The 23,324-nt window shown below is 64.6% G+C and carries 22 protein-coding genes; 18 read left to right on the forward strand and 4 right to left on the reverse strand.

Going from position 1 to position 23,324, the window contains the following annotated elements:
- Nucleotides 1-58: 58 nt before the first annotated feature.
- Nucleotides 59-1,552 (reverse strand): NAD-dependent succinate-semialdehyde dehydrogenase, encoded by a 1,494-nt coding sequence (locus JQ631_RS18240; RefSeq protein WP_212328058.1) that lies wholly within the window; start codon nt 1,550-1,552, stop codon nt 59-61.
- Nucleotides 1,553-1,663: 111 nt separating this feature from the next.
- On the reverse strand, nt 1,664-1,984 hold the full coding sequence (locus JQ631_RS18245; protein WP_212328059.1) for a hypothetical protein: 321 nt from the start codon (nt 1,982-1,984) through the stop codon (nt 1,664-1,666).
- A 340-nt stretch (nt 1,985-2,324) separates the two neighbouring features.
- Between JQ631_RS18245 and JQ631_RS18250 the strand changes: the two genes are divergently transcribed.
- Nucleotides 2,325-3,518: a serine hydrolase domain-containing protein gene (locus tag JQ631_RS18250; RefSeq protein WP_212328060.1), complete on the forward strand. Its 1,194-nt coding sequence runs from the start codon at nt 2,325-2,327 to the stop codon at nt 3,516-3,518.
- Nucleotides 3,519-3,527: 9 nt separating this feature from the next.
- The gene (locus tag JQ631_RS18255) at nt 3,528-5,333 is read left to right on the forward strand and encodes an AMP-binding protein (protein WP_249160326.1); all 1,806 of its coding nucleotides are present in this window, start codon (nt 3,528-3,530) and stop codon (nt 5,331-5,333) included.
- Nucleotides 5,334-5,501: 168 nt separating this feature from the next.
- Here the strand turns inward: JQ631_RS18255 and JQ631_RS18260 are convergent, their stop codons facing one another.
- Entirely contained in the window at nt 5,502-6,503 is a 1,002-nt protein-coding gene (locus JQ631_RS18260; RefSeq protein ID WP_212328062.1) for an adenosine kinase, read from the reverse strand.
- Between the two features lie 124 nt (nt 6,504-6,627).
- Here JQ631_RS18260 and murJ point away from each other — a divergent pair, with 124 nt between their 5' ends.
- From murJ to trmB, 15 genes are all read left to right on the forward strand, one after another.
- Nucleotides 6,628-8,160 (forward strand): murein biosynthesis integral membrane protein MurJ, encoded by a 1,533-nt coding sequence (murJ, locus tag JQ631_RS18265; protein WP_212328063.1) that lies wholly within the window; start codon nt 6,628-6,630, stop codon nt 8,158-8,160.
- Nucleotides 8,161-8,225: 65 nt separating this feature from the next.
- The gene (gene trpS / locus JQ631_RS18270; RefSeq protein WP_212328064.1) at nt 8,226-9,278 is read left to right on the forward strand and encodes a tryptophan--tRNA ligase; all 1,053 of its coding nucleotides are present in this window, start codon (nt 8,226-8,228) and stop codon (nt 9,276-9,278) included.
- A gap of 160 nt (nt 9,279-9,438) precedes the next feature.
- A complete protein-coding gene (locus JQ631_RS18275; protein WP_212328065.1) occupies nt 9,439-10,008 on the forward strand; it encodes a NifU family protein in 570 nt (189 codons plus the stop codon).
- Nucleotides 10,009-10,192: 184 nt separating this feature from the next.
- Nucleotides 10,193-10,885, forward strand: coding sequence for a tRNA (adenosine(37)-N6)-threonylcarbamoyltransferase complex dimerization subunit type 1 TsaB (tsaB, locus tag JQ631_RS18280; protein ID WP_212328066.1), 693 nt, complete (start codon nt 10,193-10,195; stop codon nt 10,883-10,885).
- Entirely contained in the window at nt 10,882-11,367 is a 486-nt protein-coding gene (rimI, locus tag JQ631_RS18285) for a ribosomal protein S18-alanine N-acetyltransferase (RefSeq protein ID WP_212328067.1), read from the forward strand. The genes tsaB and rimI overlap by 4 nt, the downstream gene beginning before the upstream one ends.
- 38 nt (nt 11,368-11,405) lie before the next feature.
- Nucleotides 11,406-11,861, forward strand: coding sequence for a Fur family transcriptional regulator (locus JQ631_RS18290; RefSeq protein WP_057746941.1), 456 nt, complete (start codon nt 11,406-11,408; stop codon nt 11,859-11,861).
- 5 nt (nt 11,862-11,866) lie between these two features.
- Nucleotides 11,867-12,547 carry an HAD family hydrolase gene (locus JQ631_RS18295; protein WP_212328068.1) on the forward strand — a complete coding sequence of 227 codons (681 nt, stop codon included), beginning with the start codon at nt 11,867-11,869 and terminating at the stop codon, nt 12,545-12,547.
- A gap of 188 nt (nt 12,548-12,735) precedes the next feature.
- On the forward strand, nt 12,736-14,133 hold the full coding sequence (gene miaB / locus JQ631_RS18300; protein ID WP_212328069.1) for a tRNA (N6-isopentenyl adenosine(37)-C2)-methylthiotransferase MiaB: 1,398 nt from the start codon (nt 12,736-12,738) through the stop codon (nt 14,131-14,133).
- 64 nt (nt 14,134-14,197) lie between these two features.
- Complete coding sequence (locus JQ631_RS18305; protein WP_027531542.1) at nt 14,198-15,196, forward strand: PhoH family protein; 999 nt, start codon at nt 14,198-14,200, stop codon at nt 15,194-15,196.
- Between the two features lie 59 nt (nt 15,197-15,255).
- Nucleotides 15,256-15,765, forward strand: coding sequence for an rRNA maturation RNase YbeY (gene ybeY / locus JQ631_RS18310; protein ID WP_212328070.1), 510 nt, complete (start codon nt 15,256-15,258; stop codon nt 15,763-15,765).
- Between the two features lies 1 nt (nt 15,766).
- Nucleotides 15,767-16,885: a hemolysin family protein gene (locus JQ631_RS18315; RefSeq protein WP_249160330.1), complete on the forward strand. Its 1,119-nt coding sequence runs from the start codon at nt 15,767-15,769 to the stop codon at nt 16,883-16,885.
- Nucleotides 16,882-18,495 carry an apolipoprotein N-acyltransferase gene (lnt, locus tag JQ631_RS18320; protein WP_212328072.1) on the forward strand — a complete coding sequence of 538 codons (1,614 nt, stop codon included), beginning with the start codon at nt 16,882-16,884 and terminating at the stop codon, nt 18,493-18,495. The genes JQ631_RS18315 and lnt overlap by 4 nt, the downstream gene beginning before the upstream one ends.
- Before the next feature lie 231 nt (nt 18,496-18,726).
- Nucleotides 18,727-19,140 (forward strand): helix-turn-helix domain-containing protein, encoded by a 414-nt coding sequence (locus JQ631_RS18325; RefSeq protein WP_057746952.1) that lies wholly within the window; start codon nt 18,727-18,729, stop codon nt 19,138-19,140.
- Between the two features lie 84 nt (nt 19,141-19,224).
- Nucleotides 19,225-20,382: a M20 family metallopeptidase gene (locus JQ631_RS18330; protein ID WP_212328073.1), complete on the forward strand. Its 1,158-nt coding sequence runs from the start codon at nt 19,225-19,227 to the stop codon at nt 20,380-20,382.
- Complete coding sequence (gene trmB, locus JQ631_RS18335) at nt 20,379-21,089, forward strand: tRNA (guanosine(46)-N7)-methyltransferase TrmB (RefSeq protein ID WP_212328074.1); 711 nt, start codon at nt 20,379-20,381, stop codon at nt 21,087-21,089. Before JQ631_RS18330 ends, trmB begins: the two co-directional genes overlap by 4 nt.
- Here trmB and JQ631_RS18340 read toward each other — a convergent pair.
- On the reverse strand, nt 21,086-22,168 hold the full coding sequence (locus JQ631_RS18340; protein ID WP_212328075.1) for a DUF2336 domain-containing protein: 1,083 nt from the start codon (nt 22,166-22,168) through the stop codon (nt 21,086-21,088). The genes trmB and JQ631_RS18340 overlap by 4 nt on opposite strands.
- 392 nt (nt 22,169-22,560) lie before the next feature.
- On the opposite strand from JQ631_RS18340, the gene rimP reads away from it, so the two are divergent.
- On the forward strand, nt 22,561-23,322 hold the full coding sequence (gene rimP / locus JQ631_RS18345) for a ribosome maturation factor RimP (protein WP_212328076.1): 762 nt from the start codon (nt 22,561-22,563) through the stop codon (nt 23,320-23,322).
- Nucleotides 23,323-23,324 lie beyond the last annotated feature (2 nt).

Here is a 23,324-nt window from a genome sequence, read left to right on the forward strand (position 1 = left end):
TTCGCGTCAAACTACTCCCTAGGGTAATGGGTCCTGGCTTTCGCCAGGACGACCAGACTCACACCCCCGCCATCATCACGTATTTGATCTCGACATATTCTTCCATGCCGTGACGCGAGCCTTCGCGGCCGAGGCCGCTTTCCTTGACGCCACCGAAGGGCGCAACCTCGGTGGTGATCAGGCCGGTGTTGACGCCGACCATGCCTGACTCCAGTGCTTCGGCGACGCGCCAGACGCGGCCGAGATCGCGGGAGTAGAAGTACGACGCCAAGCCAAACGGCGAAGCGTTGCACATCGCGACCACATCGGCCTCGTCCTTGAAGCGGATCACCGGTGCAATCGGGCCAAAGGTCTCTTCCTGCGACACCAGCGAGTCGGGCTTCACATCGGCCAGCACGGTCGGCTCGAAGAAGGAGCGCCCGAGCTCGCTGCGCTTGCCGCCGGTGACGACCTTGGCGCCGCGCTTGACGGCATCCGCAATGTGGCGTTCGACCTTGTCGATCGCCTTCATGTTGATCAGCGGCCCTTGCGTGACGCCGGCTTCCGTGCCGTCGCCGATCTTCATCGCCGCGACCTTCGCCGACAGCTTCTTGACGAACTCGTCATAGATCCTGTCCTGGGCGTAGATGCGGTTGGCGCAGACGCAGGTCTGGCCCATGTTGCGGTACTTCGAGACCATCGCGCCTTCGACCGCGGCGTCGATGTCGGCATCGTCGAACACCACGAACGGCGCGTTGCCGCCAAGCTCGAGGCCGAGCCGCTTCACGCCGACGGACGCCTGCTGATAGAGGATCTTGCCGACCGCGGTCGAGCCGGTGAAACCGACGAAGCGCACGGCCGGATGCTCGCACAGCACCTTGCCGATCGGCGGCGCGTCACCGGTGATGATGTTGAGCACGCCCTTGGGGATGCCGGCCTTCTCGGCGAGCACGGCCAGCGCCAGGGCCGAGAGCGGCGTCTCGTTGGCGGGCTTGAGCACCACGGTGCAACCTGCGGCGAGCGCCGGCGAGACCTTGCGCGTGATCATCGAGTTCGGAAAATTCCACGGCGTGATGGCGCCGCAGACGCCGATCGGCTGCTTGATCGCGAGCAGGCGCGCGTCGGCCCGCTGCGTCGGGATGGTCTCGCCATAGACGCGACGGGCTTCCTCGGCGAAGAACTCGATATAGGCGGCACCGATATCGACCTCGCCAAGCGCTTCCGACAACGGCTTGCCTTGCTCGGACGTGAGGATCAGCGCGAGGTCCTCGCGGTTGGCGATGATCAGCTCGAACCATTTGCGCAGGATGTTGGAGCGCTGCTTGGCGGTGTGCTTGGCCCAGGCCGGGAAGGCACGCTGGGCGGCTTCGACCGCCTTCGTCGTATCATCCGCGCCAAGCTGCGGGACTTTTGCGATTTCGACGCCGGTGGCGGGATTGTTCACGGCGAAGACTGATGTGCCGACCCAGGCGCCGTCGATATAGCAAGCCTCCTTGAGCAGCGATGGGTCCTTCAACCGGTCACGCAGGTTGGCGGTGGCGTGCTGGGCGCGTGCGGCGGCGGTCGGCGTCATGGCGTTACTCCCTCGGGGCGATCAGATCGGCCCGGAATATAGGGATATCAGGCGCGCAATGCACCGTCCCGCAACGCACATCTGATGGGAGTTAAGCTGAGAGCCGCGGGATTACGCCGCGCCGTTGATATAGGTCTCGCGCCTGCCGATCATGCGTTCGGCGGCTGCCTTGGCGCCGGCCTTCGAGGAGGTCGCACAGGTCCGATACTCAAGATCGGGCGCGTCCGAGGTGTCTCGGCGGCCGAACCAGGATTTCGAGCCGACCGGCAGCAGCGCCAGCGACTGCGCCAGATTGTCGACCGCGTCGAAGGAATAGAGTGCACCGGTGCCGGCAACGCGCACCTCGTAAATACCGGGCGAGATCGGCGCTTCCAGATTGTCGCCCCGTCCAGGACGGGGATAGCGCTTCCATTCACTCCAGGTCGAAATCATCTCAGGTCCCCTCGCGGCCGGAGGACGGCCGCCAAATTTGCTTCAAGTCTTAACGTCAGCCGCCGATCGGGCCGTAAACTGAACGCCGCAACGCACAAAATGTTTCTAGTGCTTCAAACACCCAAAACATATCGCCTGAGCCCATCCAAGGTCACGGCTGGTTGCGGCCATCCACCGCAGATTGTGAAAAAGTGTTGCAGATCAGTCGTCCCGCGCAGAGCACAGACCGTCAAGTCACGACATCGCGACCGCAGGGTGCATATCGCCACGCTTGCCGCGCAGCGGATGCGGGAGGACAATCCGATCACTTCCAAGAATAATCAAACCGGAGGAAACGCGTATGCAAAGCAAAGCTGAGATCGATCAGATTCTGAGCAAGACAAGCGACGCCAAGGAAATTCCCGGCGTTGTTGCGATCGCCGCCAGCGGCAGCGAAGTTCTCTATCAGGGCGCATTCGGCAAGCGCGACCTTTCCAAGCCCGATGCGATGACGGCGGACAGTGTGTTCTGGATCGCCTCGATGACGAAGGCGGTGACATCGGCCGGCGCGATGCAGCTGGTCGAGCAGGGCAAGTTGTCACTTGACGCGCCGATCGGATCCCTGCTGCCCGATCTCGCCAAGCCGCAGGTGCTGGAAGGCTTTGATGCCAAGGGCGAGCCAAAGCTGCGGCCGGCGAAGACCGCGATCACCTTGCGCCAGCTCATGACGCACACCGCCGGCTTCGCCTACAACATGTGGAACGCCGATCTCGCCGTTTACCTGGAGAAGGCCGGCATCCCCCCGATCACCACCTGCCAGAACGCCGCGCTGAAGACGCCTGTCATGACCGATCCCGGCACGCGCTGGGAATACGGCACCAATATCGATTTCATCGGCAAGGCGGTGGAAGCCGTCAGCGGCAAGCGGCTCGATGCTTACTTGCGTGACAATATGTTTGCGCCGCTCGGCATGTCCGACACCGGCTTCAAGATCACCGACGACATGCGCAAGCGTCTCGTCGGCATGCATGCGCGCGGCGAGGATGGCCAGCTTGCCGCAATTCCGTTCGAGCTCGAGCAGAATCCGGAATTCCACATGGGCGGCGGCGGCCTCTATTCGACCGCGGCCGATTACATCAAGTTCACCCAGATGATCCTGAACAAGGGCCGCGGCAACGGCAACCAGGTGCTGAAGCCAGAGACGATCGCCGCCATGAGCCAGAACCAGATGGGCGATCTGAACATGAACCGGCTGGCGACGGCCGCGCCGATGTACACCAACGACGTCGATCTCTACCCGGAGCAGGTGAAGAAATGGGGCCTCAGCTTCATGATCAACACCGCCAAGACTGCGGAGGGCCGCAGCGCCGGCAGCCTCGCCTGGGCGGGCCTTGCCAACACCTATTACTGGATCGACCCGGCGCGCGACGTCACCGGCGTGATCCTGATGCAGCTCTTGCCGTTTGCCGACGCGAAATGCCTGCAGGCATTCGCGGGATTCGAGCGTGGCGTCTATGCCGGGCTCGATGCGGGGAGCGGCAAGAAGGCGGCCTAACCCCTTAGTATGAGGCGCGCGGCGTCGCGCGCCTTCCCGGCAAGGGATAACCTCGTGCCCAAGCGCGATCGGCTTCGGGCACGAGGCAATCATTTCGAGGAGACGACCTTGGCGAACGATCTTGCAGGCAAAGCCGACAGCTACGTTTGCGGCATCTCGGATACGCCGCTGCTCGGTGACACCATCGGTCGCAGCCTCGACCATGCGGTACGGCGCTGGGGGAAGCGCGAGGCGCTGGTCTCGCCCAGCCATGGCGTGCGATGGACCTGGGCGGAGTTCGCCGAGCGCGTCGACGCGCTCGCTGCGGGCTTTCTCGCGCTCGGCCTCGAACGCGGCGAGCGGATCGGCATCTGGTCGCTGAACCGGCCGGAATGGACGCTGACCCAGTTCGCCGCCGCCAAGGCGGGCCTGATCCTGGTGACGATCAATCCCGCCTATCGGCTCAGCGAGCTGGAGTTCGCGCTGAAGAAGGTCGGCTGCGCCGCGATCGTCAGCGCGACGGCGTTCAAGACCAGCAACTACATGGAGATGCTCAATACGCTGCTGCCCGAGTTGGCGAGCGCTACGCCGGGGAAACTGCGGGCGGCACGGCTGCCAGCCCTGCGGATGGTGATCCAGATTGGCGGCCCGTCAGCATCCGGCACGGTCGCCTTCGAGGAAGTCGCGCGCATGGGCAAGGCGGAGCGTCGCGAGCAGCTCGCCGCGCTCGGCGCGGCGCTTCAGTTCGACGATCCCGTCAACATCCAGTTCACCAGCGGCACCACGGGCTCTCCCAAGGGCGTGACGCTGACGCACCACAATATCCTCAACAACGGCTATTTCACCGGCCGCGCGATGCGCCTCACCGAACAGGACCGCATCTGCATTCCGGTGCCGCTCTATCATTGCTTCGGCATGGTGATGGGCAATCTCGCCTCCGTCACGCTCGGCACCACCATGGTCTATCCCGGCGAGGGCTTCGATCCGCTGGCGACACTGCGCGCGATCGAACAGGAGAAATGCACGACGCTCTACGGCGTGCCGACCATGTTCATCGCGGAGCTCGACCACCCCGAGTTCAAGAATTTCAATCTGAAATCGCTGCGCACCGGCATCATGGCCGGCGCGCCCTGCCCGATCGAGGTGATGAAGCGCGTCAACACCGAGATGAACATGCGAGAGGTCACCATCGCCTATGGCATGACCGAGACCAGCCCCGTCAGCTTCCAGAGCGCGACGGACGATCCGCTCGAGCGGCGCGTCTCCACCGTCGGGCGGATTCATCCGCATGTCGAGGTGAAGGTCGTCGATCTCGAAGGCAGGATCGTCAAGCGCGGCGAACGCGGCGAGCTCTGCACCCGCGGTTACAGCGTCATGCTGGGCTATTGGGAGGAGGCGGAAAAGACCGGCGACGTGCTCGACACCAATGGCTGGATGCACACCGGCGATCTCGCCACCATCGACGATGAGGGCTATTGCAACATCGTCGGCCGCATCAAGGACCTGGTGATCCGCGGCGGCGAGAACCTCTATCCGCGCGAGATCGAGGAGTTCCTGTACCGTCACCCCAAGATCCAGGACGTACAGATTTTCGGCGTGGCAGACACCCGCTATGGCGAAGAGCTCTGCGCCTGGATCCGCGTTCGGTCAGGCGAGACGCTGACCGCGGAAGAAGTCCGCGCCTTCTGCGACGGCCAGATCGCCCACAACAAGATCCCGCGCTACGTGGAATTCGTCGACGAATTTCCAATGACAGTGACCGGCAAGATCCAGAAATTCGTGATGCGCGATGCGGTGGAGCAGCGGTTGGGGCTGAAGGCGGCGAAGACGGCGTGACGCCAATCGGGCTTGTCTATCGGCGTCGTCCTGGCGAAAGCCAGGACCCATTATCCCAACTCTGCGTTGCGACGGACGCCTCATCGGCATCGATTCAAGCAACAGCCCGCAGGGGTAATGGGTCCTGGATCAGCGCTCGCTCCGCTCGCCTGTCCAGGACGACAGAAACTAAACCGTCAGCCCGCGCTGCCGGGCCAATTCCTTCAGCGACACCTGCGGCCTTGCACCGATGTGCTGGATGACTTCGGCTGCGGCGAGCGCACCGAGCTCACCGCACTGCTTGTGAGAGAGATCGCGCGCGAGGCCGTAGAGGAAGCCGGCGGCGAAGAGATCGCCGGCGCCGGTGGTGTCGACAAGCTGCGTGATCGGCGAGGCCGGCGCTGCGACGGCGTCCGTCGGCGTGACCACAACGCAACCCTTCTCGCTGCGGGTGACCACGCCGAGCTTGACGTCGCTGCGCAGCTGCTTGAGCGCGGTGTCGAAATCGGAGGTCTCGTAGAGCGAGTGCAGCTCCGACTCGTTGGCGAACACGATGTCCGCGGTGCCGTTGCGCATCAGCCCCAGAAACTCGTCGCGATAGCGGCCGACGCAGAAGGAGTCCGACAGCGTCAGTGCCACCTTGCGGCCGGCCTCGTGAGCGATCTTGGAAGCCTTCAGGAAGGCTTCCTTGGCGCCCGGCGGATCCCAGAGATAGCCCTCGAGATAGACGATCTTGGCAGCCGCGATGTCGGCCGGATCGATATCGGCGGACGAGAGATCCTGCGCGGCGCCGAGATAGGTGTTCATGGTGCGCTCGCCATCGCCCGTCACCAGAATGTAGGAACAGCCGGTGGCGGGGCCGTCCTTGGCAGCGGGCGTGTTGAAGGCGACGCCAGCGGCGCGGATGTCGTGGACGTAGAGCTTGCCGATCTGGTCGTCCTTGACCTTGCCGACATAGGCGGCACGCGCACCGAGGCTGCCGATGCCGACGATGGTGTTGGCGGCCGAGCCGCCGGAGACTTCCGTCGCCGGGCCCATGTCGGCGTAGATCGCGGCGGCTCGCGCCTCGTCGATCAGGGACATGCTGCCCTTGGTCATGCCGTGCCTGGCGAGAAAAGCCTCGTCGGTCCGAACCAGCACGTCGAACAACGCGTTGCCGATGCCGAGAACGTCATATTTCACGTCAGCCATTCACCTTGATCCTGTTTGCCGGATTGCGATACCCGCCAAAATCCGCTTCCTGTCGGTCTGAAATCTGGCTCGCGGCCTATCACGACCGGCCCTTCGCGGGCAAGCAACGGTATTATTAAAGAGCATGATCCGCTCCTTCCTGACCGTCTCAACGGGAACACTGGCCTCGCGGCTGCTGGGCTTCGCGCGCGATTCCCTGATCGCGGCGCTGCTCGGCACCGGCGCCGTGGCGGATGCGTTTCTGGCGGCCTTTCAGCTCGTCAATGTGGTACGCCGGCTGCTCAGCGAAGGAGCGCTGAATGCGGCGCTGGTCCCGGCCTGGCTGCGCGTCCGTGAGCGCGATGGCGCAGAGGCCGCCTCCGCATTCGCCGGACGTGTACTCGGCACGGTCAGCGCGGCGCTGATCCTGATCTCGATCGGCATTGCCGTCGCGATGCCTGTGATCATCATGGTCATCGCGCCGGGCTTCGTCGGAAGCCCCACGCTCGATCTCGCGGTCCAGAACGCGCGGCTGATGCTGCCCTATCTCGCCTTTGCCGGCCCGGTCACCGTGCTGATGGGGCTGCTGAATGCGCAGCGACGATTTGCTCTCACGGCGTTCTCGCCACTGCTGTTCAATATCGCGCTGATTGCGACCATCGTCGCGCTGCTGCTGCGGCACGCCGATGCGTCCCTTGCCGCATGGATGCTCGCGGCGACCGTCGGAATCGCCGGGCTGCTGCAACTGCTGATGCTGGTCTCGCAACGAAGTGCGCGTCTTGCGACGCCGTTGCGTGCAAGCTTCGACAAGGAGATGCGCAGCTTCTTCGCGAAAGCCATTCCCGGCATGATCGCAAGCTCGGGCCCGCAATGGCTGATGGTAGCAGGTGCGATCATCGCCTCGGCGACGCCGTCGGCCCTGTCCTGGCTCTATTTCGCCAACCGCCTGATCGAACTGCCGCTCGGCATTGTCGGCGTCGCCATGGGTACGGTGCTGGTGCCGGAATTGACGCGTGCGGTCGGAAGCGGCGACCGCGAGGCCGTCGCGCATGCGGAATCGCGCGCGCTGGAACTTGCGACCGGGCTCGCGCTGCCGGCCACGCTTGGTCTCGCCATACTGGCCGAGCCGATCGTTCGGCTGTTGTTCGAGCATGGCGCATTCGGTGCGGGGGACAGCGCGGCGACTGCACACGCGCTGATGTGGCTGGCGCTCGGCCTGCCGGCGCATGTGCTGATCAAGGCGCTGTCGCCGGCCTTCTATGCGCGCAGCGACACGATGACGCCGCTGCTCGCCACGGCCAAAGGCCTTGTGGTCGCGGTGGCGCTTGCTGTCCTGCTCGGCCATTTCTTCGGCGCGAGCGGGATCGCCGCCAGCATCGCGGCCGGCGCCTGGAGCAGCGCAGTCTCGCTGCTTCGGAAGGGCACCAGCGAATTCGGCTTTTCGGTCGACGCGGCCGCCCGCAAGCGGCTGCCGCGGATCGTGCTCGCCGCCGCCAGCATGGGTGCCCTGCTCTGGCTGACAACGGGGCTGATGCCGGCGGAGGCCCACGGCCTCGTCCGGCTCGTCGTGCTGGGCCTGCAGATCGCGGCAGGCATCGCCGTCTACGTCCTGCTCCTGCAAATCCTCGGCGCAGCCTCCTGGCGCGAGGCGGTTAAGGCCCTGAAGCGGCCCGCCTGACGAATTGCCCTTGACGGAGCAGCGCCGCTGTTGGAAACGACGGCGACCTCTCAGGAAAACTGACCATGCCATTCGTTGAACGGGTTTTTTCAGGCGTCCAGCCGACGGGCAATCTGCACCTCGGCAATTACCTCGGCGCGATCGTCAACTTCGTGAAGATGCAGGAAACTCATAACTGCATCTATTGCGTCGTCGACATGCACGCGATCACGCAAGGCCTGGACGTCTGGGGCGGACCGGTCGAGCTCGCGCGCAACACCCGTGAGGTGACCGCGGCGTTCATCGCGGCCGGCATCGACCCGAAGAAGCACATCGTGTTCAACCAGAGCCAGGTCTCCGGCCATGCCGAGCTTGCCTGGATCTTCAACTGCGTCGCGCGCACGGGCTGGCTCGACCGCATGACCCAGTTCAAGGAGAAGGCTGGCAAGAACCGCGAGAACGCATCCGTCGGGCTATACGACTATCCCGTGCTGATGGCCGCCGACATTCTGGTTTATCGCGCCACCCACGTTCCTGTCGGCGAGGACCAGAAGCAGCATCTCGAGCTCTCGCGCGACATCGCGCAGAAGTTCAACAATGACTTCGGCGATTCCATTCGCGCGCAGGGCACCAATGACGGCCTGTTCTTCCCGCTGCCGGAACCCTTCATCACGGGCCCGGCGACGCGCGTGATGTCCTTGCGCGACGGCACCAAGAAGATGTCGAAGTCGGATGCGTCGGACAATTCGCGCATCAATCTGACCGACGACGCCGACACCATCGCGCAGAAGATCCGCAAGGCGAAGACCGATCCGGAGCCGTTGCCATCAGAGGAAAAAGGCCTGGAAGCGCGCCCCGAGGCCGACAATCTCGTCGGCATTTTCGCCGCGCTCTCCGACCGCTCCAAGGCCGACGTGCTCCGCGAATTCGGCGGTGGCCAGTTCTCCAGCTTCAAGAACGCGCTGGCGGAGCTGTGCGTCACCAAGCTCGCGCCGATCGCCGGCGAGATGAAGCGCCTGGTCTCCGATCCCGGCCATATCGACACCATCCTGAACGACGGTTCCGACCGGGCCCGTGTCATCGCCGAGGAGACCATGAACCTCTCCAAGGACATCGTCGGCTTCATCCGCCGGCGCTGATCGCGATCTTCACCCTCCCTGAGCGGAGGGTGAAGACGCCTTAACCTGCTGAAATCTCAGGGTGAACCTTGCTTCACCCCTTGATCGTGCGTTCTCCGTCGCCATCTGCTAGTGGATAGGGCACGCGCTGGCCTTGAACCGGCGACGTCTGGAGAAAACCATGTTCATTCAAACCGAAGCCACCCCCAATCCCGCCACGCTGAAGTTCATCCCCGGCCGCGCCGTTTCCGACGGCAGCCCGATGGAGTTTGCGAGCCGCGAATCTGCAACGCGCTCGCCGCTCGCGGAAAAGCTGTTCGAGGTGCCTGGCGTCACGGGCGTGTTCTACGGATCGGATTTCATCACCGTCACCAAGGCGGACGGTGAATGGCAGCAGCTCAAGCCCGCGATCCTGGGTGCCATCATGGAGCACTACATGTCCGGCGCGCCGTTGCTCGCCGACGGCACGGTGCACAGCGATGCCGATCTCGACGACGGGGACGAGTTCTTCGACGAAGCCGATGCCGAGACGGTCGACATGATCAAAGACCTGATCGAGACGCGGGTGCGGCCGGCCGTCGCCAATGACGGCGGCGACATCACCTTCCGCGGCTTCAAGGACGGGATCGTCTATCTCAACATGAAGGGCTCATGCGCCGGCTGCCCGTCATCGACCGCGACGCTCCAGCACGGCATTCAGAACTTGCTGAAGCACTTTGTGCCCGACGTGGTTGAAGTGCGGCCGATGTAGGCGCGAGATCGGCGCGCCGATGTGACTGCGTCAGGCCCGGGCAAAAGCGCGAAGCGCGTCTTCGCGCTGGACGTCCCGGGCATCCATGTTCTCGGGGTTGCAAAGTCGTGGATGGCCGGGTCAAGCTCGGCCATGACGGCAAGAAGCTTAGGCATCATCCGGTTGGCGATGCTATGATCGCGCCATGCTGATCCTTGCCCTCGATACCGCGCTGGAGGCGTGCGCGGCCGCCGTTCTCGACACCGACGCCGGTGAGCTCCTGGCGCAGGAGCAGTTGCTGATGAAGCGCGGCCATGCCGAGGCGCTGATGCCGATGATCGCGCGCGTGATGCAGTCGGCCGATCTCGCCTTCACCGCGCTCGACCGGATCGCCGTCACGGTCGGCCCCGGCAGCTTCACCGGCCTGCGCGTCGGCATTTCGGCCGCCCGCGGACTTGCGCTCGCGGCCAAGCGGCCGGCCGTCGGCCTCACGACCCTATCGGCCTATGCAGCCCCCATTGTCGGCCGGAGTGGATCAGCGCCTGTGATCTCGGCGATCGATGCGCGGCACGATCACGTCTATTTCCAGATCGTCGGCGGCGACGGCGGCCAGCTGGTGCGGCCGGGCATCGCTTCCATCGACGAGGCGATCGCGGCCTCGCAATTCGGCGCAGCGCATCTGGTCGGCAACGCCGCCAAAATTCTCGCCGAGCGCTGGCCGAAGGATGGACCGCAACCCGCTTCGGTCGACGCACAACCCGCACCCGACATCAGCTGGGTGGCGTGGCTCGGTGCGGCGGCCAATCCCGGCACCAATCCGGCGCGGCCGTTCTATCTGAAGGCCCCCGATGCAAAGCCGGCCGCGCAACCGCCGCTCGCACAAGCCGCAAGCTCATGATGAGATCGATTCTGGAATGGTGGCGCGGCGGCACCGCCGCCGTCGAAACGGCGTCGACCCGCGACGCGGCGCGATTGGCGCAACTCCACGGCGCGTCCTTCGCGCACGGCTGGGGCGAAACCGAATTCGAGACCATGCTCACCGAGCGCAATACGCTCGTGCATCGGTTGCGCCTGGGGCGCAAGACGATCGGCTTTGCGGTGTCGCGGATCGGCGCGGACGAGGCCGAAATTCTCTCCGTCGCGGTCGACCAGTCCCATCGCGGCCGCGGCCTGTCCCACACGTTGCTGATGACCCATCTCGGTCATCTCGCGGGGCGCGGCGTTCGCACGATATTTCTGGAGGTCGAGGAGAACAACCAGCCGGCGCGACGGCTCTATGACAAAGGCGGATTCGTGGTGGTCGGGCGCCGCGAACGCTACTATAAGCAGGCCAACGGGGAACAATTGAACGCACTTCTGATGCGCCGTGACTTGTCGTAATATTGGTGGCAGAAAGCGCCCCGTCAGACGGACACGATATGACTGGACTTAAACCTTCCTCCGCATCCAAGGCGACCGGCATCGAGGCGCGCTGTGCCGCCACCGGCATGCGCATGACCGAGCAGCGCCGCGTCATCGCGCGCGTGCTTGCGGAAGCGGTCGATCACCCCGACGTCGAAGAATTGTATCGACGCTGTGTCGCGGTCGACGACAAGATCTCGATCTCGACGGTCTATCGCACCGTGAAACTGTTCGAGGATGCCGGCATCATCGAACGCCACGATTTCCGCGAAGGCCGCGCACGCTACGAGACGATGCGTGACAGCCATCACGACCACCTCATCAATCTGCGCGACGGCAAGGTGATCGAGTTCACGTCCGAAGAGATCGAAAAGCTCCAGGCCGAGATCGCCCGCAAGCTCGGCTACAAGCTGGTCGATCACCGGCTCGAGCTCTATTGCGTGCCGCTCGACGACGACAAGCCGACGTCTTGAGTCTCGTGTCCATCGATCTCATCATTTTCGATTGCGACGGCGTGCTCGTGGACAGCGAGGTGATCTCCTGTCGCGCACATGCGGACGTGCTCACCCGGCACGGTTACCCGATCACCCCGACGCAAGTGTCCGCGCGCTTCCTCGGCCGCTCGACCAAACAGGCCAATCTCGAGATCGAAACCGAACTCGGTCGCAAGCTGCCCGAGGCCTATCACGGCGATCTCCAGGACGAGCTGTTTCGCGCCTTCGAGGCCGACCTCGAAGCGATCCGTGGCATCCACGACGTGCTCGATGTCGTGACGCAACGCGTCTGCGTTGCCTCGAGCGGCTCGCATCCACGCATGCGTGTGAGTCTCGGAAGCACGGGACTCTATGAGCGCCTCGCGCCGAACATCTTCTCGTCCTCGCAAGTGGCCAACGGCAAGCCCGCACCGGACCTGTTCCTGTTTGCAGCGAGGGAAATGGGCGTCTCGCCCGAGCGCTGCGTCGTGATCGAGGACAGCCTCGCCGGCATCGCCGGCGCGCGGGCAGCCGGGATGAGGGTGTTCGGCTTTTGCGGTGGCAGCCATTGCGGGACCGGGCATGCCGAGACCCTGCGCCAGTCCGGTGCTGACCTGACCTTCTCGGACATGCATCAGTTGCCGGACCTGGTCCGGCGGGTCGCGGCGGACGCCCTGACGGGCTGATTTCGTCCCTTTTGGTCATTCCGGGGCATGTGCGGCGCGCGTGAACCCGGAATCCTGAGGTTTTGGCGCGAAATTCCGGGTTCGCGCTGACGCGCGCGCCGGAATGACCGCTTGCAGGCCCCAATCGCTGGATTTTCGGCCCCCCAGCCTATATTTGAGGGCCGTCCTCCACCTCACCTCCGGGTTCCATGAAGCCGCCGCGCAAGCTGCACATCAAATCATATGGCTGCCAGATGAATGTCTACGATGCCCAGCGCATGGTGGACACGCTGGCTTCGGAAGGATTCGTGGAGACTGATAACGCCGAGGACGCCGACCTCGTCATCCTCAATACCTGCCATATCCGCGAGAAGGCCTCCGAAAAGGTCTATTCCGAGCTTGGCCGGCTGCGCGTCGCCAAGGACGAGGCCGCGCGCGGGGGCCGCGCCATGCAGATCGCCGTCGCCGGCTGCGTCGCCCAGGCCGAAGGTGGAGAGATCACGCGCCGCGCGCCCGTGGTTGACGTCGTGGTCGGCCCGCAGAGCTATCACCACCTTCCGGAGCTCTTGAAGCGGGCGCGCGACGAGGGCCGCGCGATCGAGACCGAGTTTCCGGCCGCAGACAAGTTCGGCTTCCTCGCCCAGCCGAAACCCGACGCGATCCGCGCGCGCGGCATTTCCGCTTTCGTCACGGTCCAGGAAGGCTGCGACAAGTTCTGCACCTTCTGCGTCGTGCCCTACACGCGCGGCGCCGAGGTCTCGCGTCCGGTCGCGAAGATCATCGACGACGTGAAAAGACTCGCCGACAACGGCGTGCGAGAGCTCACGCTGATCGGACAGAACGTCAACGCCTATCACGGCGAGGGACCGGACGGAAAAACCTGGGGCCTCGGCAAGTTGCTGGAACGCCTGGCGCAGATTCCCGGTATCGCGCGGCTACGCTACTCGACCAGCCATCCCCGCGACGTCGATGACAGTTTGATTGCAGCTCATCGCGATCTCGGTGCCTTGATGCCGTTCGTGCACCTGCCGGTGCAGTCGGGTTCGGACCGGATTCTCGCCGCCATGAACCGGAAACATACCGCCGATGATTATCGAGGGGTCATCGACCGTTTCCGCTCCGCGCGCCAAGACATTGCTTTTTCATCAGATTTCATCGTCGGCTTCCCCGGCGAGAGCGAGCAAGATTTTCTCGCCACCCTCGCGCTTGTCACGCAAATCGGCTACGCTGCTGCGTATTCGTTCAAATACTCCGCCCGGCCGGGAACGCCGGCCGCGGATATGCAGGAGACGGTGTCCCCCGCCGAGATGGACCAGCGATTGGAGCGGCTCCAGGAATTGATCGACGGCCAGCAATCGGCCTTCAACAGGGCTGCGATTGGCTCAACGGTCGATGTGCTGTTCGAACGCCCGGCGCGCAGGGATGGCCAGATCGTCGGCCGCACCGCCTTCCTCCAGCCCGCGCATGTGATGGCCTCGCCCGATATCATCGGCCAGATCCTGCCGGTCAGGATCGACAGCCTCGAGCGCTACAGTTTCCTCGGTGAGCTCGTGACGCCGCGCAATGCGCGCGAGCCCGCTTCATCATCCATCGCCACTGGAGCCTGAACCCTTGCCCAAAAGCGCATCGGATTCGTCTTCTATCGCTCCCAGCCGCAAATTTGACCGCGACATGCAAGTTCCGCCCGAGACCCAGGTCGTCATCGACTTCGACGACAACCGCGCCGCATCCGCGCTGGTCGGCCCCTACGGCCAGAACCTGGCGCAGATCGAGCGGCGGCTCGGCGTCGTCGTGGACTCCAAGGGCAACCACATCACCATCGGCGGCACCCGCGACGGCTGCGACGCGGCGCGCCGCGTGCTGGAGACGCTCTACGCCCACGCCGTGAAGGGACAGGATGTCGATCAGGGCGAAGTCGAGGGCGCGATCCGCGCCGTGATCGCACAGGGGTCGCTGTTCGAGTTCGACGCCAAGTCGGCGAAGTCGGCCTTCGATAGCATCAACTTGCGCAAGCGCCCCGTGCGCGCGCGCACCGCCGCGCAGGACTCCTACATTCGCGCGCTGAAGCGCCACGAGCTGGTGTTCGGCATCGGCCCCGCCGGCACCGGCAAGACATGGCTCGCAGTCGCGCATGCCGCGCAATTGTTCGAGCGCAAGGAGGTCGACAAGATCATCCTGTCGCGTCCGGCGGTGGAAGCCGGCGAACGGCTCGGCTTCCTGCCCGGCGACCTCCGCGAGAAGGTCGACCCTTATTTGCGCCCGATCTACGACGCGCTCTATGACCTCATGGACGCGCGCATCGTCGAGCGCGCATTGCAAACCGGCGAGATCGAGATCGCGCCGCTCGCCTTCATGCGCGGACGCACGCTGACCAACGCCGCGATCATCCTCGACGAGGCCCAGAACACCACATCGATGCAGATGAAGATGTTCCTGACGCGCCTTGGCGAGAACAGCCGCATGATCGTCACGGGCGATCCCTCGCAGATCGATTTGCCGAACGGCCAGACCTCGGGTCTCGCTGAGGCCACCCGCCTGCTCAGCGGCGTTGAAGGCATTGCGCAAGTTCATTTCAAGGCTGAAGACGTGATCCGCCATGAACTCGTGGCAAGAATCGTCTCCGCCTACGAAGGGTTGCCGCAACGGCCACCCGCCGGCAACAAATCCTGACGAGACAACAGCGGGGCCATGCTGGCGCGGATACGCGCCTTATCGTTCCGAACAAAGCCATGTCGCATCCCAACCTTCCCACCACCGAGGTCCTCGTCGTCGCCGATTGCTGGCAGAGCGAGCCTGACGCTGAAACCGTGATCCAGCGCGCCGTTGCGGCTGCCGCCGAATCTGTCGACGAAGATGTCGCGGACGCGGAAATAGCCGTGATGCTGACCGATGATGCCGGCATCCGCACGCTCAACAGCAACTGGCGCGGCCTGGACAAGCCGACCAACGTGCTGTCGTTTCCCGCGCTCCAGCCGGAAGGCGAATGGAAGCCGGGCGACGCGCCGCGCATGCTCGGCGACATCGCGATCGCCTATGAGACCATGCGGCGGGAGGCGGATGAAGAACACAAGCCGTTCGATCATCATTTGAGTCATCTCGCCGTGCATGGTTTCCTGCACCTGATCGGCTACGATCACGAGAACGACGACGACGCGGAAGAGATGGAAGCGCTCGAAACCGAGATCCTGGCTCACCTCGGCATCCCCGATCCCTATGCAGACCGCGCGGGGACGCACTGAGATGCCTGACTCCGAGCCTACCCACGACAATCCGCGCAACACGGCCAATCTGCCGGCCGTGGTGACGTCAGGTGAGGTGCTGCGCCCGACCGCGGATGGCTGGCTACTGCGTGCGATCCGCACGCTGTTCGGCTGGAAGGCCGGATCGGTGCGCGACGATCTCCAGGTCGTGCTCGATGCGACGACGCCCGGCGACACCGGCTTCTCCGCGGTCGAGCGCACCATGCTGCGCAACATCCTCGGCCTGCACGAGCGGCGCATCGCCGACGTCATGGTGCATCGCGCCGACATCATCGCAGTGAAGCGCGACATTCCGCTCGGCGAATTGATGGACCGTTTCGAGAGCGCCGGCCATTCGCGCCTCGTCGTCTACAACGAGACGCTCGACGATCCCGTCGGCATCGTCCACATTCGCGATTTGCTCGCCTTCATGACCGCGCGGGCGCGCGTGACGGAAGCCACCAAGACCAAGCGCAAGAAGCCGCTGCCGGCCGGGCTGGACTTGCGCGCCGTCGACCTCGCGATGCCGCTGCAGGATGCGCGCATCATCCGCAAGCTGCTCTATGTGCCGCCGTCGATGCGCGCGATCGACCTGCTGGCGCAGATGCAGGCCACACGGATTCATCTCGCCCTGGTCGTCGACGAATATGGCGGCAGCGACGGGCTGGTTTCGCTCGAAGATATCGTCGAGCAGATCGTCGGCGAGATCGACGACGAGCATGACAGCGACGAGCCGCCGTCGATCGTGCGGCTGCCCGACAACGCCTTCATTGCCGACGCGCGCGCCAGCCTCGACGATGTGCGCAATGTCATCGGCGAGGACTTCGTCACCGGCGAAGCCGGCGAGGAAGTGGAGACGCTGGGCGGCTATCTCGTCAGTCACGTCGGTCGCCTGCCGGTCCGCGGCGAGGTCATCTCGGGTCCCGGCAATTACGAGGTCGAGGTGCTCGATGCCGATCCGCGCCGCGTCAAGCGGCTGCGCATCTCGACGCGGAAGGAACGCCCTGCGCCGCGCACCCAGCGCGAGAGAAGCCGCCGCGAGGCAACGCCCGAGAGCGGTCAGCCGCCGGCCGGCGACACGCCGACACCGCCGCCTGCCGACGGGACCGGCCCGCAGTGACCGCATTTCAGCGACTTCGGCAGATTGCACTTGCGATCATCCTGACCTGGGGATGGAAGCGCGCGGTGCTTGCGATGGTGTGCGGTGCATTCTCCGTGCTGGCGCTGGCTCCGTTCAATGTCTTTCCGGTGCTGTTCATCACCTTCCCGGTGCTGGTCTGGCTGATCGACGGCGCAGGCGCCGGACGACATGGCGGCGTGCCCGCGGCGGCGCTGACCGGCTTCTGGTTCGGACTCGGCTACTTCGTTCCCGGCCTCTACTGGATCGGGAAAGCCTTCTTCGTCGATGCCGACGTATTCGCCTGGCTGACGCCTTTCGCCGTGCTGGGCCTGCCGGCCTATCTCTCCATTTTCACCGCGATCGGTTTCGCGCTGGCCCGTCTGCTCTGGACCAAGGATGCCACCCGCATTCTCGCGCTCGCAGCGAGCCTCACGGTGAGCGAGTGGTTGCGCGGACATGTGCTCACGGGCTTTCCCTGGAACGCATTCGGCTATGCTTTGTCGGAGCCGCTGGCGCTGGCGCAGACCGCCTCGCTGATCGGCCAGTGGGGCATGACCTTCCTCACGGTTGCGATCTTCGCAAGCCCCGCAACGCTGATCGACCGCACGCGCGATCGCAGCCTGGCGTGGCGCGTGCCGGCCGCTGCGCTCGCGCTGCTGGTCGTCATGGGCATCTTCGGCGCCATCCGCCTGTCGCTGCATCCGACCACGATGGTCGCGGGCACCAAGCTGCGCCTGATGCAGCCGGACCTCCAGCAGGACGCCAAGTTCAACTACTCCGCCAAAGCGGAGGTGATGAAGAAGTATCTGGCGCTGTCCGACCGCGCATCCGGTCCCCAATCGACCGGCGTGCGCGATGCCACCATCCTGATCTGGCCGGAATCCGCCTTTCCGTTTTTCCTGACCCGCGAAGCCGATGCGATGGCTGAGATCGCCGAGCTGCTGCCCAAGGGCACGGTGCTGATCACCGGTTCGGTCCGCGCTCCCGATCTGCCGCCGGGCACACCGATCACGCGCGCCTACAATTCGATCTATGTGATCGACCACGACGGCAGCGTGCTCGCGGTGTACGACAAGCTGCATTTGGTTCCGTTCGGCGAATATCTTCCGTTCCAGGACACCATGGAGAAGCTCGGCTTCGAGCAACTGACGCGGGTTCGCGGCGGCTTCATTCCCGGTACGGTGCGGCACGTGCTGCGGGTGCCGGGAGCACCACCCGCGCTCCCCTTGATCTGCTACGAGGCGATCTTCCCCGGTGAAGTCGGCACGCGTGACGAGCGTCCGGGCTGGATGGTGAACCTGACAAATGACGGCTGGTTCGGCATCTCGACCGGTCCGTACCAGCATCTGGAGCAGGCGCGGATGCGCGCCGTCGAGCTCGGACTGCCGTTGGTCCGCTCGGCCAACACCGGCATCTCGGCGGTAGTCGATCCGGTCGGACGCACGGTGGCCAGCCTCGGCCTCGGGATCGAAGGCATTTTGGATGCAAACCTGCCCACCGCAATTCCGCCCACGGTCTATGCGAGAGTCGGTGACATCCCCGCAGCCATGCTCGTCGCGCTGGCTGTGATTTTCGCGGTGCGACGCCGTGTTGCCAAACGGCACCCCTGATCACACCGTCGCTCGCGGTTTCCGGCGATGCGGCCGGAATCCTTTGACAACCGTAGTCCCACGGTTGACAGACCGCACGCGGGCTCCTCATTCTGCCCCGGCTGCACAAGACAGTGGTGCATTGCTAAATTTCTCCGCAATGTTTCCCCAATCAGAGTGAAGTTTTGAGTCGCTGTCACCTGAGGCATTTCTTTCTATTGCGCCGACGGTGGTGTTTGGAGGGCTGAGGAAATGTCGAAAGCGCCCAACCCTGTTGACAAATATGTCGGCAGTCGCGTGCGTATGCGCCGCATCATGTTGGGCATGAGCCAGGAAAAGCTTGGGGAAGCTTTAGGCCTGACTTTCCAGCAAATTCAGAAGTACGAGAAGGGCACAAACCGTGTTGGTGCAAGCCGAATCCAGCAGATCGCCGAGATTCTGCAGGTGCCGGTGTCGTTCCTGTTCGAGGGCGGACCGAGCGGGGTCGCCGGACCAGACGGCTTCGCGGAAGGCGCTTCGCCCTCCTATGTCTCCGACTTCCTCGCAACCTCCGAAGGGCTCGCCTTGACCAAGGCGTTCACGCGAATCACCGATTCGAAGCTGCGCCGTTCGATCGTCGACCTCGTCGAGCAGATCGCCGCCCGCGAAGGTCCCGACAAGCGCTGAAGCGCCTTCATTCCGATTTGAGACTGCGCCAAATCTGGCCTATGTCGTCATTTGCGGACTGCGCTTTGCGCCGCTTCCGCCGAGATGATGAGATTTGAAGGCACAGATACGTTCATGGCGAACTCCAATCCGTTCGATACCCAAACTATCCTCGCTGGTATCCGCCGCTGGGTGGAGATCGAGACGCCGACGGAAGTACCGGAGCAGGTCAACAAGCTGACCTCGATGGTTGCCGATCATTATCGCGATCTGCCCGTGACGCTCGAACGCGTCGCCGGCGTCGATGGCTGCGGCGATCATCTCGTGGTGCGATCGAGCTGGGGCCAGGACCGACCCGGTATCCTGGTGCTCAGTCATCTCGATACCGTTCATCCCATGGGCTTCATCGCGCGCCTGCCGTTCAAGGTCGAAGGCGACAGCGCGTTCGGTCCCGGCATCTACGACATGAAGGGCGGTGCCTACATCGCCTATCACGCCTTTCGCGAGCTTTGCGCTGCACCCAACCAGCCGCCGCTCGGCATCACCCACATGTTCACGTCCGACGAGGAGATCGGCAGCCCGACCTCGCGCGCGCTCATCGAGCAGGAAGGACGCAAGGCCAAATATGTGCTCGTGACGGAGCCGGCGCGCGACGGCGGCAAGATCGTCACCGGACGCAAGGGCGTCGGCCGATTCAGGATTTACATCAAGGGCGTGCCCGCACATGCCGGCTCGCGCCCCGAAGACGGCCGCAGCGCCGTGCGCGAGCTCGCCAATGTGATCCAGACTCTGGAGGCGATGAACGATCTGAAGCGCGGCGTCACCGTCAATGTCGGCGTGGTGCGCGGCGGCACACGTCCCAACGTCACGCCTGAAGAAGCCTATGCCGAAGTCGATCTGCGCGTGCCGAGCTTCGCTGACGCAGAAGAATTCGTCGGCAGGATTCTCGGACTGACGTCGAAGACCGAAGGCGTGACCGTCACCGTCACCGGCGAGCTCAATCGTCCGCCCTATGAGAAGGGCAATGCGGGCGCCTCGCTCTACGAGCATGCGAAGACGCTCGCCGCGGAGATCGGCTTCGAGCTGATCGACACCCACACCGGCGGCGGCTCGGACGGCAATTTCACCGCGCCGCACACCGGCACGCTCGACGGGCTCGGCGTCGACGGCAAGGGTGCGCACACGCACTATGAGCAGCTCTACGTCTCCTCGCTCGAGCCGCGCGCCCGGCTGCTCTATCGCCTGTACCAGACGCTGCGATGAGCGAACGCAAATCGGATCCCGATCGCGCGGACGGCGAGCGAGCGTTCTTCGGACGGCGCAAGGGCCACAAGCTCAGGCAGCACCAGGCCGAGCTGGTCGATCATCTGCTGCCGCATCTCGCGCTCGACATCACGACGGAGCGCCCCGCGAACGCCGCCGAGATCTTCGATCCCGCGGCCGAAGATGTGCGGCTCGAGATCGGCTTCGGCGGTGGCGAGCATCTCGCCGCGGAAGCGCAGGCCTTTTCGACGACCGGCTTCATCGGCTGCGAGCCCTATGTCAACGGCATGGCCAAGATCCTCGCGCAGATCGAGGCGGCCAACATCGCCAACATCCGCCTGTTCGCAGGCGATGCGGCCGAGCTGCTGGCCTGGTTGCCCGATGCCTCGCTGTCGCGGGTCGATCTGATCCACCCCGACCCCTGGCCGAAACGGCGACACTGGAAGCGGCGCTTCGTCCAGGACCGGACGATCGCTGCGATGGCGCGCGTGCTCAAGGCTGGCGGTGAATTCCGCTTCGTCTGCGATATCGACGATTACTGCGCCTGGACGCTGTCGCATCTTGCGCGCGCGCCGGATTTTCATTGGCTTGCGGAGCGCGCCGACGATTTTCGCCAGCCCTGGGCCGGCTACACCATGACGCGCTATGGGCGAAAGGCCGCGCGCGAAGGACGCAAGGCGGCATATCTGCGCTTTCGACGGCGCTAGATCGTTTGCCGGTTGCGCCAGAAATTCACGACACGGTCGGCCGTCGCCGGCATCAGGCGGGTGAAGTTCATGCGCGCCTGCTCAAGATCGGCATCGGCCGGCGCGCGTTGCGGTCCGTACCACATTAGGACCAGCGCGCGCACAGTCGGCCAGCCGAGATTCAGGACGCGGCCAAGGACCAGGATCGGATCGTAGCGATCGCCCGAGATCAGGCGGTCAAGGATCGGAAGCCGGACACCAGCCATCGCCGACAGCGAGGCGATTGACTCTTCGTATTTGTGCGCTTTGGCGAAACCGAGCAGCGCACTCTCGCCGAGATGGCCGCCGCGATGCAGGCCGAGCACCGTGCGTTGCGCGTCCGAGAAATCGCGTCGTGGGCCCGATGGCCGCGCGGCTTCCTCGATCGCGGCCATGGCACGCTTGATCTCGACCTGACGCGCCGGATTGACCACGGTGGAGAGGCGACGACGAATGACGTCGAGCGTGCCGTCCAGAAGCTCTTTGAGGTGTTCGCCCGAGAGATCCGCGCGCTGGCCGATCTTGAGCGTCAGCACGCCGTCCTGGCTCGCGCGCTTGATCAGCTCCGAGTAGCCGCCGGCAGAGAACATCGCGCCGGCATTGCCGGCGGCGCGGCGCACCACGTCGCGGTCGCCGCGCTCGACCAGCACGTCGGTGATCTCGGTCGACAAGGTCGGCCGCTCCGTCATCGCCAGCAAATGGCCCTGGCCTTTCAGCCGGGCGATCTCGACGAGCGCGGCTTCATCGAGCACGGGTGAGCGGCGCAGCACCGGGGCCGCCACGAGGATCTCGTTTTCGCGGGCGAGCTGACCGACGAGATGCGGCGGCGCATTGTCCAGCCGCGAGAAGCGCTCGGCGAGGTCGACGCGTGAGGCGAGCTCGGCATGCGGGACGAGATCGATCAGAAGGTTGTCGAAGAGATCGATGAGCTCGGGACGGAGTCTTGAAGCGTCCTGAAAGAACAGCGCCGCAATGGCGCTCGCGATCTCGCCACGACGCCGGGGATCGCCACGCCTGACGATATCGTCCAATCCTGGAATGAGTGACGTGGCAACGGACATGAAACGCAACTCGGATCTGGCACGCCGTGGGCGCGCCATAGGCTCAAGCCGCCCCACAGGCGTGAAATTTAGGCCCGTTTTGTGAAGGAAGCGTTGCTCCCTGAGGCGCCTGTCGGCGCTCCCAGGGGCCGCCGGCCAGGGCGCAAAAAGCCCGCATCCGCTTGCGATGGGCCTTGTCCGGGCCGGCGGAAAGAGCTATATCAGCGCCAATTCATCTTCTCATACGATCCGCGTAGTGAGAGTGGGCCCGAAAGGACCCGCTCTTTTTTATTACCTGAACGCGGCTTGGCGGAAGATGCGGCCCGACGCTGTCGGGAAAGTTCCGAAGCGGGCTTGAAGTCTTAACCAAGCCTTAACCCAAGCTTTAACCAACGCGCGCCTTGACCCCTGATATGACCGAACCGACCACTGGTTCCACCGATGCCGAGTTGCTGGCCGAGCCGAGGCTCGTGGTCGAGCCGGGCGTGGCGGCACGGGTGTCGGCGGTCGCAGGCCCCGTGCTCGAAGGCATGGGCTACCGCCTGGTGCGGATCCGCATCTCTGGCGAGGCCGGCTGCACCGTGCAGATCATGGCCGAACGGCCGGACGGTTCGATGCAGCTTGAGGATTGCGAAGCGATCTCGCGGGCACTGTCGCCCGTGCTCGACGTCGCCGACCCCATCGACCGCGCCTATCGGCTGGAAATCTCCTCGCCGGGGATCGACCGTCCGCTGGTACGCCGCTCCGATTTCGAGCGCTATTCCGGCCATCTGGTGAAGGTCGACATGGCCGTCGCCCATGAAGGCCGCAAGCGGTTCCGTGGCACGCTTGGTGCCGTCGAAGGCGACCGCGTGCATCTGCGTCGCGACGACGCCAAGGCGAGCGACGATGCCGACGTGCTCCTGACGATGGAAGATATCGGCGAGGCACGGCTGGTGCTGACCGATGAGCTGATCGCGGAATCCATGCGCCGCGGCAAGGCCGAAGAGCGCCAGATGCGCCGCGATCTCGGCATCGAGCCGCCGCAGGCGCCGCACGCCGAGATCAGTGCGAAAACCACCAAGAACACCAAGCCGCAAAAGCAAAAGAAGCCGGCCCCGACCAATACCAAGAAACATCGCCTTGCCGCCGAACGCGCGCGACGGGGCGAGATCGAGCCTGACGAAGGAGACTAGCC

The sequence above is a fragment of the Bradyrhizobium manausense genome, assembly GCF_018131105.1.
GTDB lineage: Bacteria > Pseudomonadota > Alphaproteobacteria > Rhizobiales > Xanthobacteraceae > Bradyrhizobium > Bradyrhizobium manausense_B.

Bases quoted from the DNA above. Each gene is read 5' to 3' on its own strand.
- JQ631_RS18315 (WP_249160330.1), top strand. From the start codon at position 15,767: ATGCCTGACTCCGAGCCTACCCACGACAATCCGCGCAACACGGCCAAT.
- murJ (WP_212328063.1), top strand. From the start codon at position 6,628: ATGATCCGCTCCTTCCTGACCGTCTCAACGGGAACACTGGCCTCGCGG.
- JQ631_RS18275 (WP_212328065.1), top strand. From the start codon at position 9,439: ATGTTCATTCAAACCGAAGCCACCCCCAATCCCGCCACGCTGAAGTTC.
- miaB (WP_212328069.1), top strand. From the start codon at position 12,736: ATGAAGCCGCCGCGCAAGCTGCACATCAAATCATATGGCTGCCAGATG.
- rimI (WP_212328067.1), top strand. From the start codon at position 10,882: ATGATGAGATCGATTCTGGAATGGTGGCGCGGCGGCACCGCCGCCGTC.
- JQ631_RS18245 (WP_212328059.1), bottom strand. From the start codon at position 1,984: ATGATTTCGACCTGGAGTGAATGGAAGCGCTATCCCCGTCCTGGACGG.
- JQ631_RS18250 (WP_212328060.1), top strand. From the start codon at position 2,325: ATGCAAAGCAAAGCTGAGATCGATCAGATTCTGAGCAAGACAAGCGAC.
- JQ631_RS18340 (WP_212328075.1), bottom strand. From the start codon at position 22,168: ATGTCCGTTGCCACGTCACTCATTCCAGGATTGGACGATATCGTCAGG.
- ybeY (WP_212328070.1), top strand. From the start codon at position 15,256: ATGTCGCATCCCAACCTTCCCACCACCGAGGTCCTCGTCGTCGCCGAT.
- trpS (WP_212328064.1), top strand. From the start codon at position 8,226: ATGCCATTCGTTGAACGGGTTTTTTCAGGCGTCCAGCCGACGGGCAAT.
- JQ631_RS18240 (WP_212328058.1), bottom strand. From the start codon at position 1,552: ATGACGCCGACCGCCGCCGCACGCGCCCAGCACGCCACCGCCAACCTG.
- JQ631_RS18260 (WP_212328062.1), bottom strand. From the start codon at position 6,503: ATGGCTGACGTGAAATATGACGTTCTCGGCATCGGCAACGCGTTGTTC.
- JQ631_RS18325 (WP_057746952.1), top strand. From the start codon at position 18,727: ATGTCGAAAGCGCCCAACCCTGTTGACAAATATGTCGGCAGTCGCGTG.
- JQ631_RS18290 (WP_057746941.1), top strand. From the start codon at position 11,406: ATGACTGGACTTAAACCTTCCTCCGCATCCAAGGCGACCGGCATCGAG.
- JQ631_RS18305 (WP_027531542.1), top strand. From the start codon at position 14,198: ATGCAAGTTCCGCCCGAGACCCAGGTCGTCATCGACTTCGACGACAAC.
- rimP (WP_212328076.1), top strand. From the start codon at position 22,561: ATGACCGAACCGACCACTGGTTCCACCGATGCCGAGTTGCTGGCCGAG.
- JQ631_RS18330 (WP_212328073.1), top strand. From the start codon at position 19,225: ATGATGAGATTTGAAGGCACAGATACGTTCATGGCGAACTCCAATCCG.
- tsaB (WP_212328066.1), top strand. From the start codon at position 10,193: ATGCTGATCCTTGCCCTCGATACCGCGCTGGAGGCGTGCGCGGCCGCC.
- trmB (WP_212328074.1), top strand. From the start codon at position 20,379: ATGAGCGAACGCAAATCGGATCCCGATCGCGCGGACGGCGAGCGAGCG.
- JQ631_RS18255 (WP_249160326.1), top strand. From the start codon at position 3,528: ATGAGGCGCGCGGCGTCGCGCGCCTTCCCGGCAAGGGATAACCTCGTG.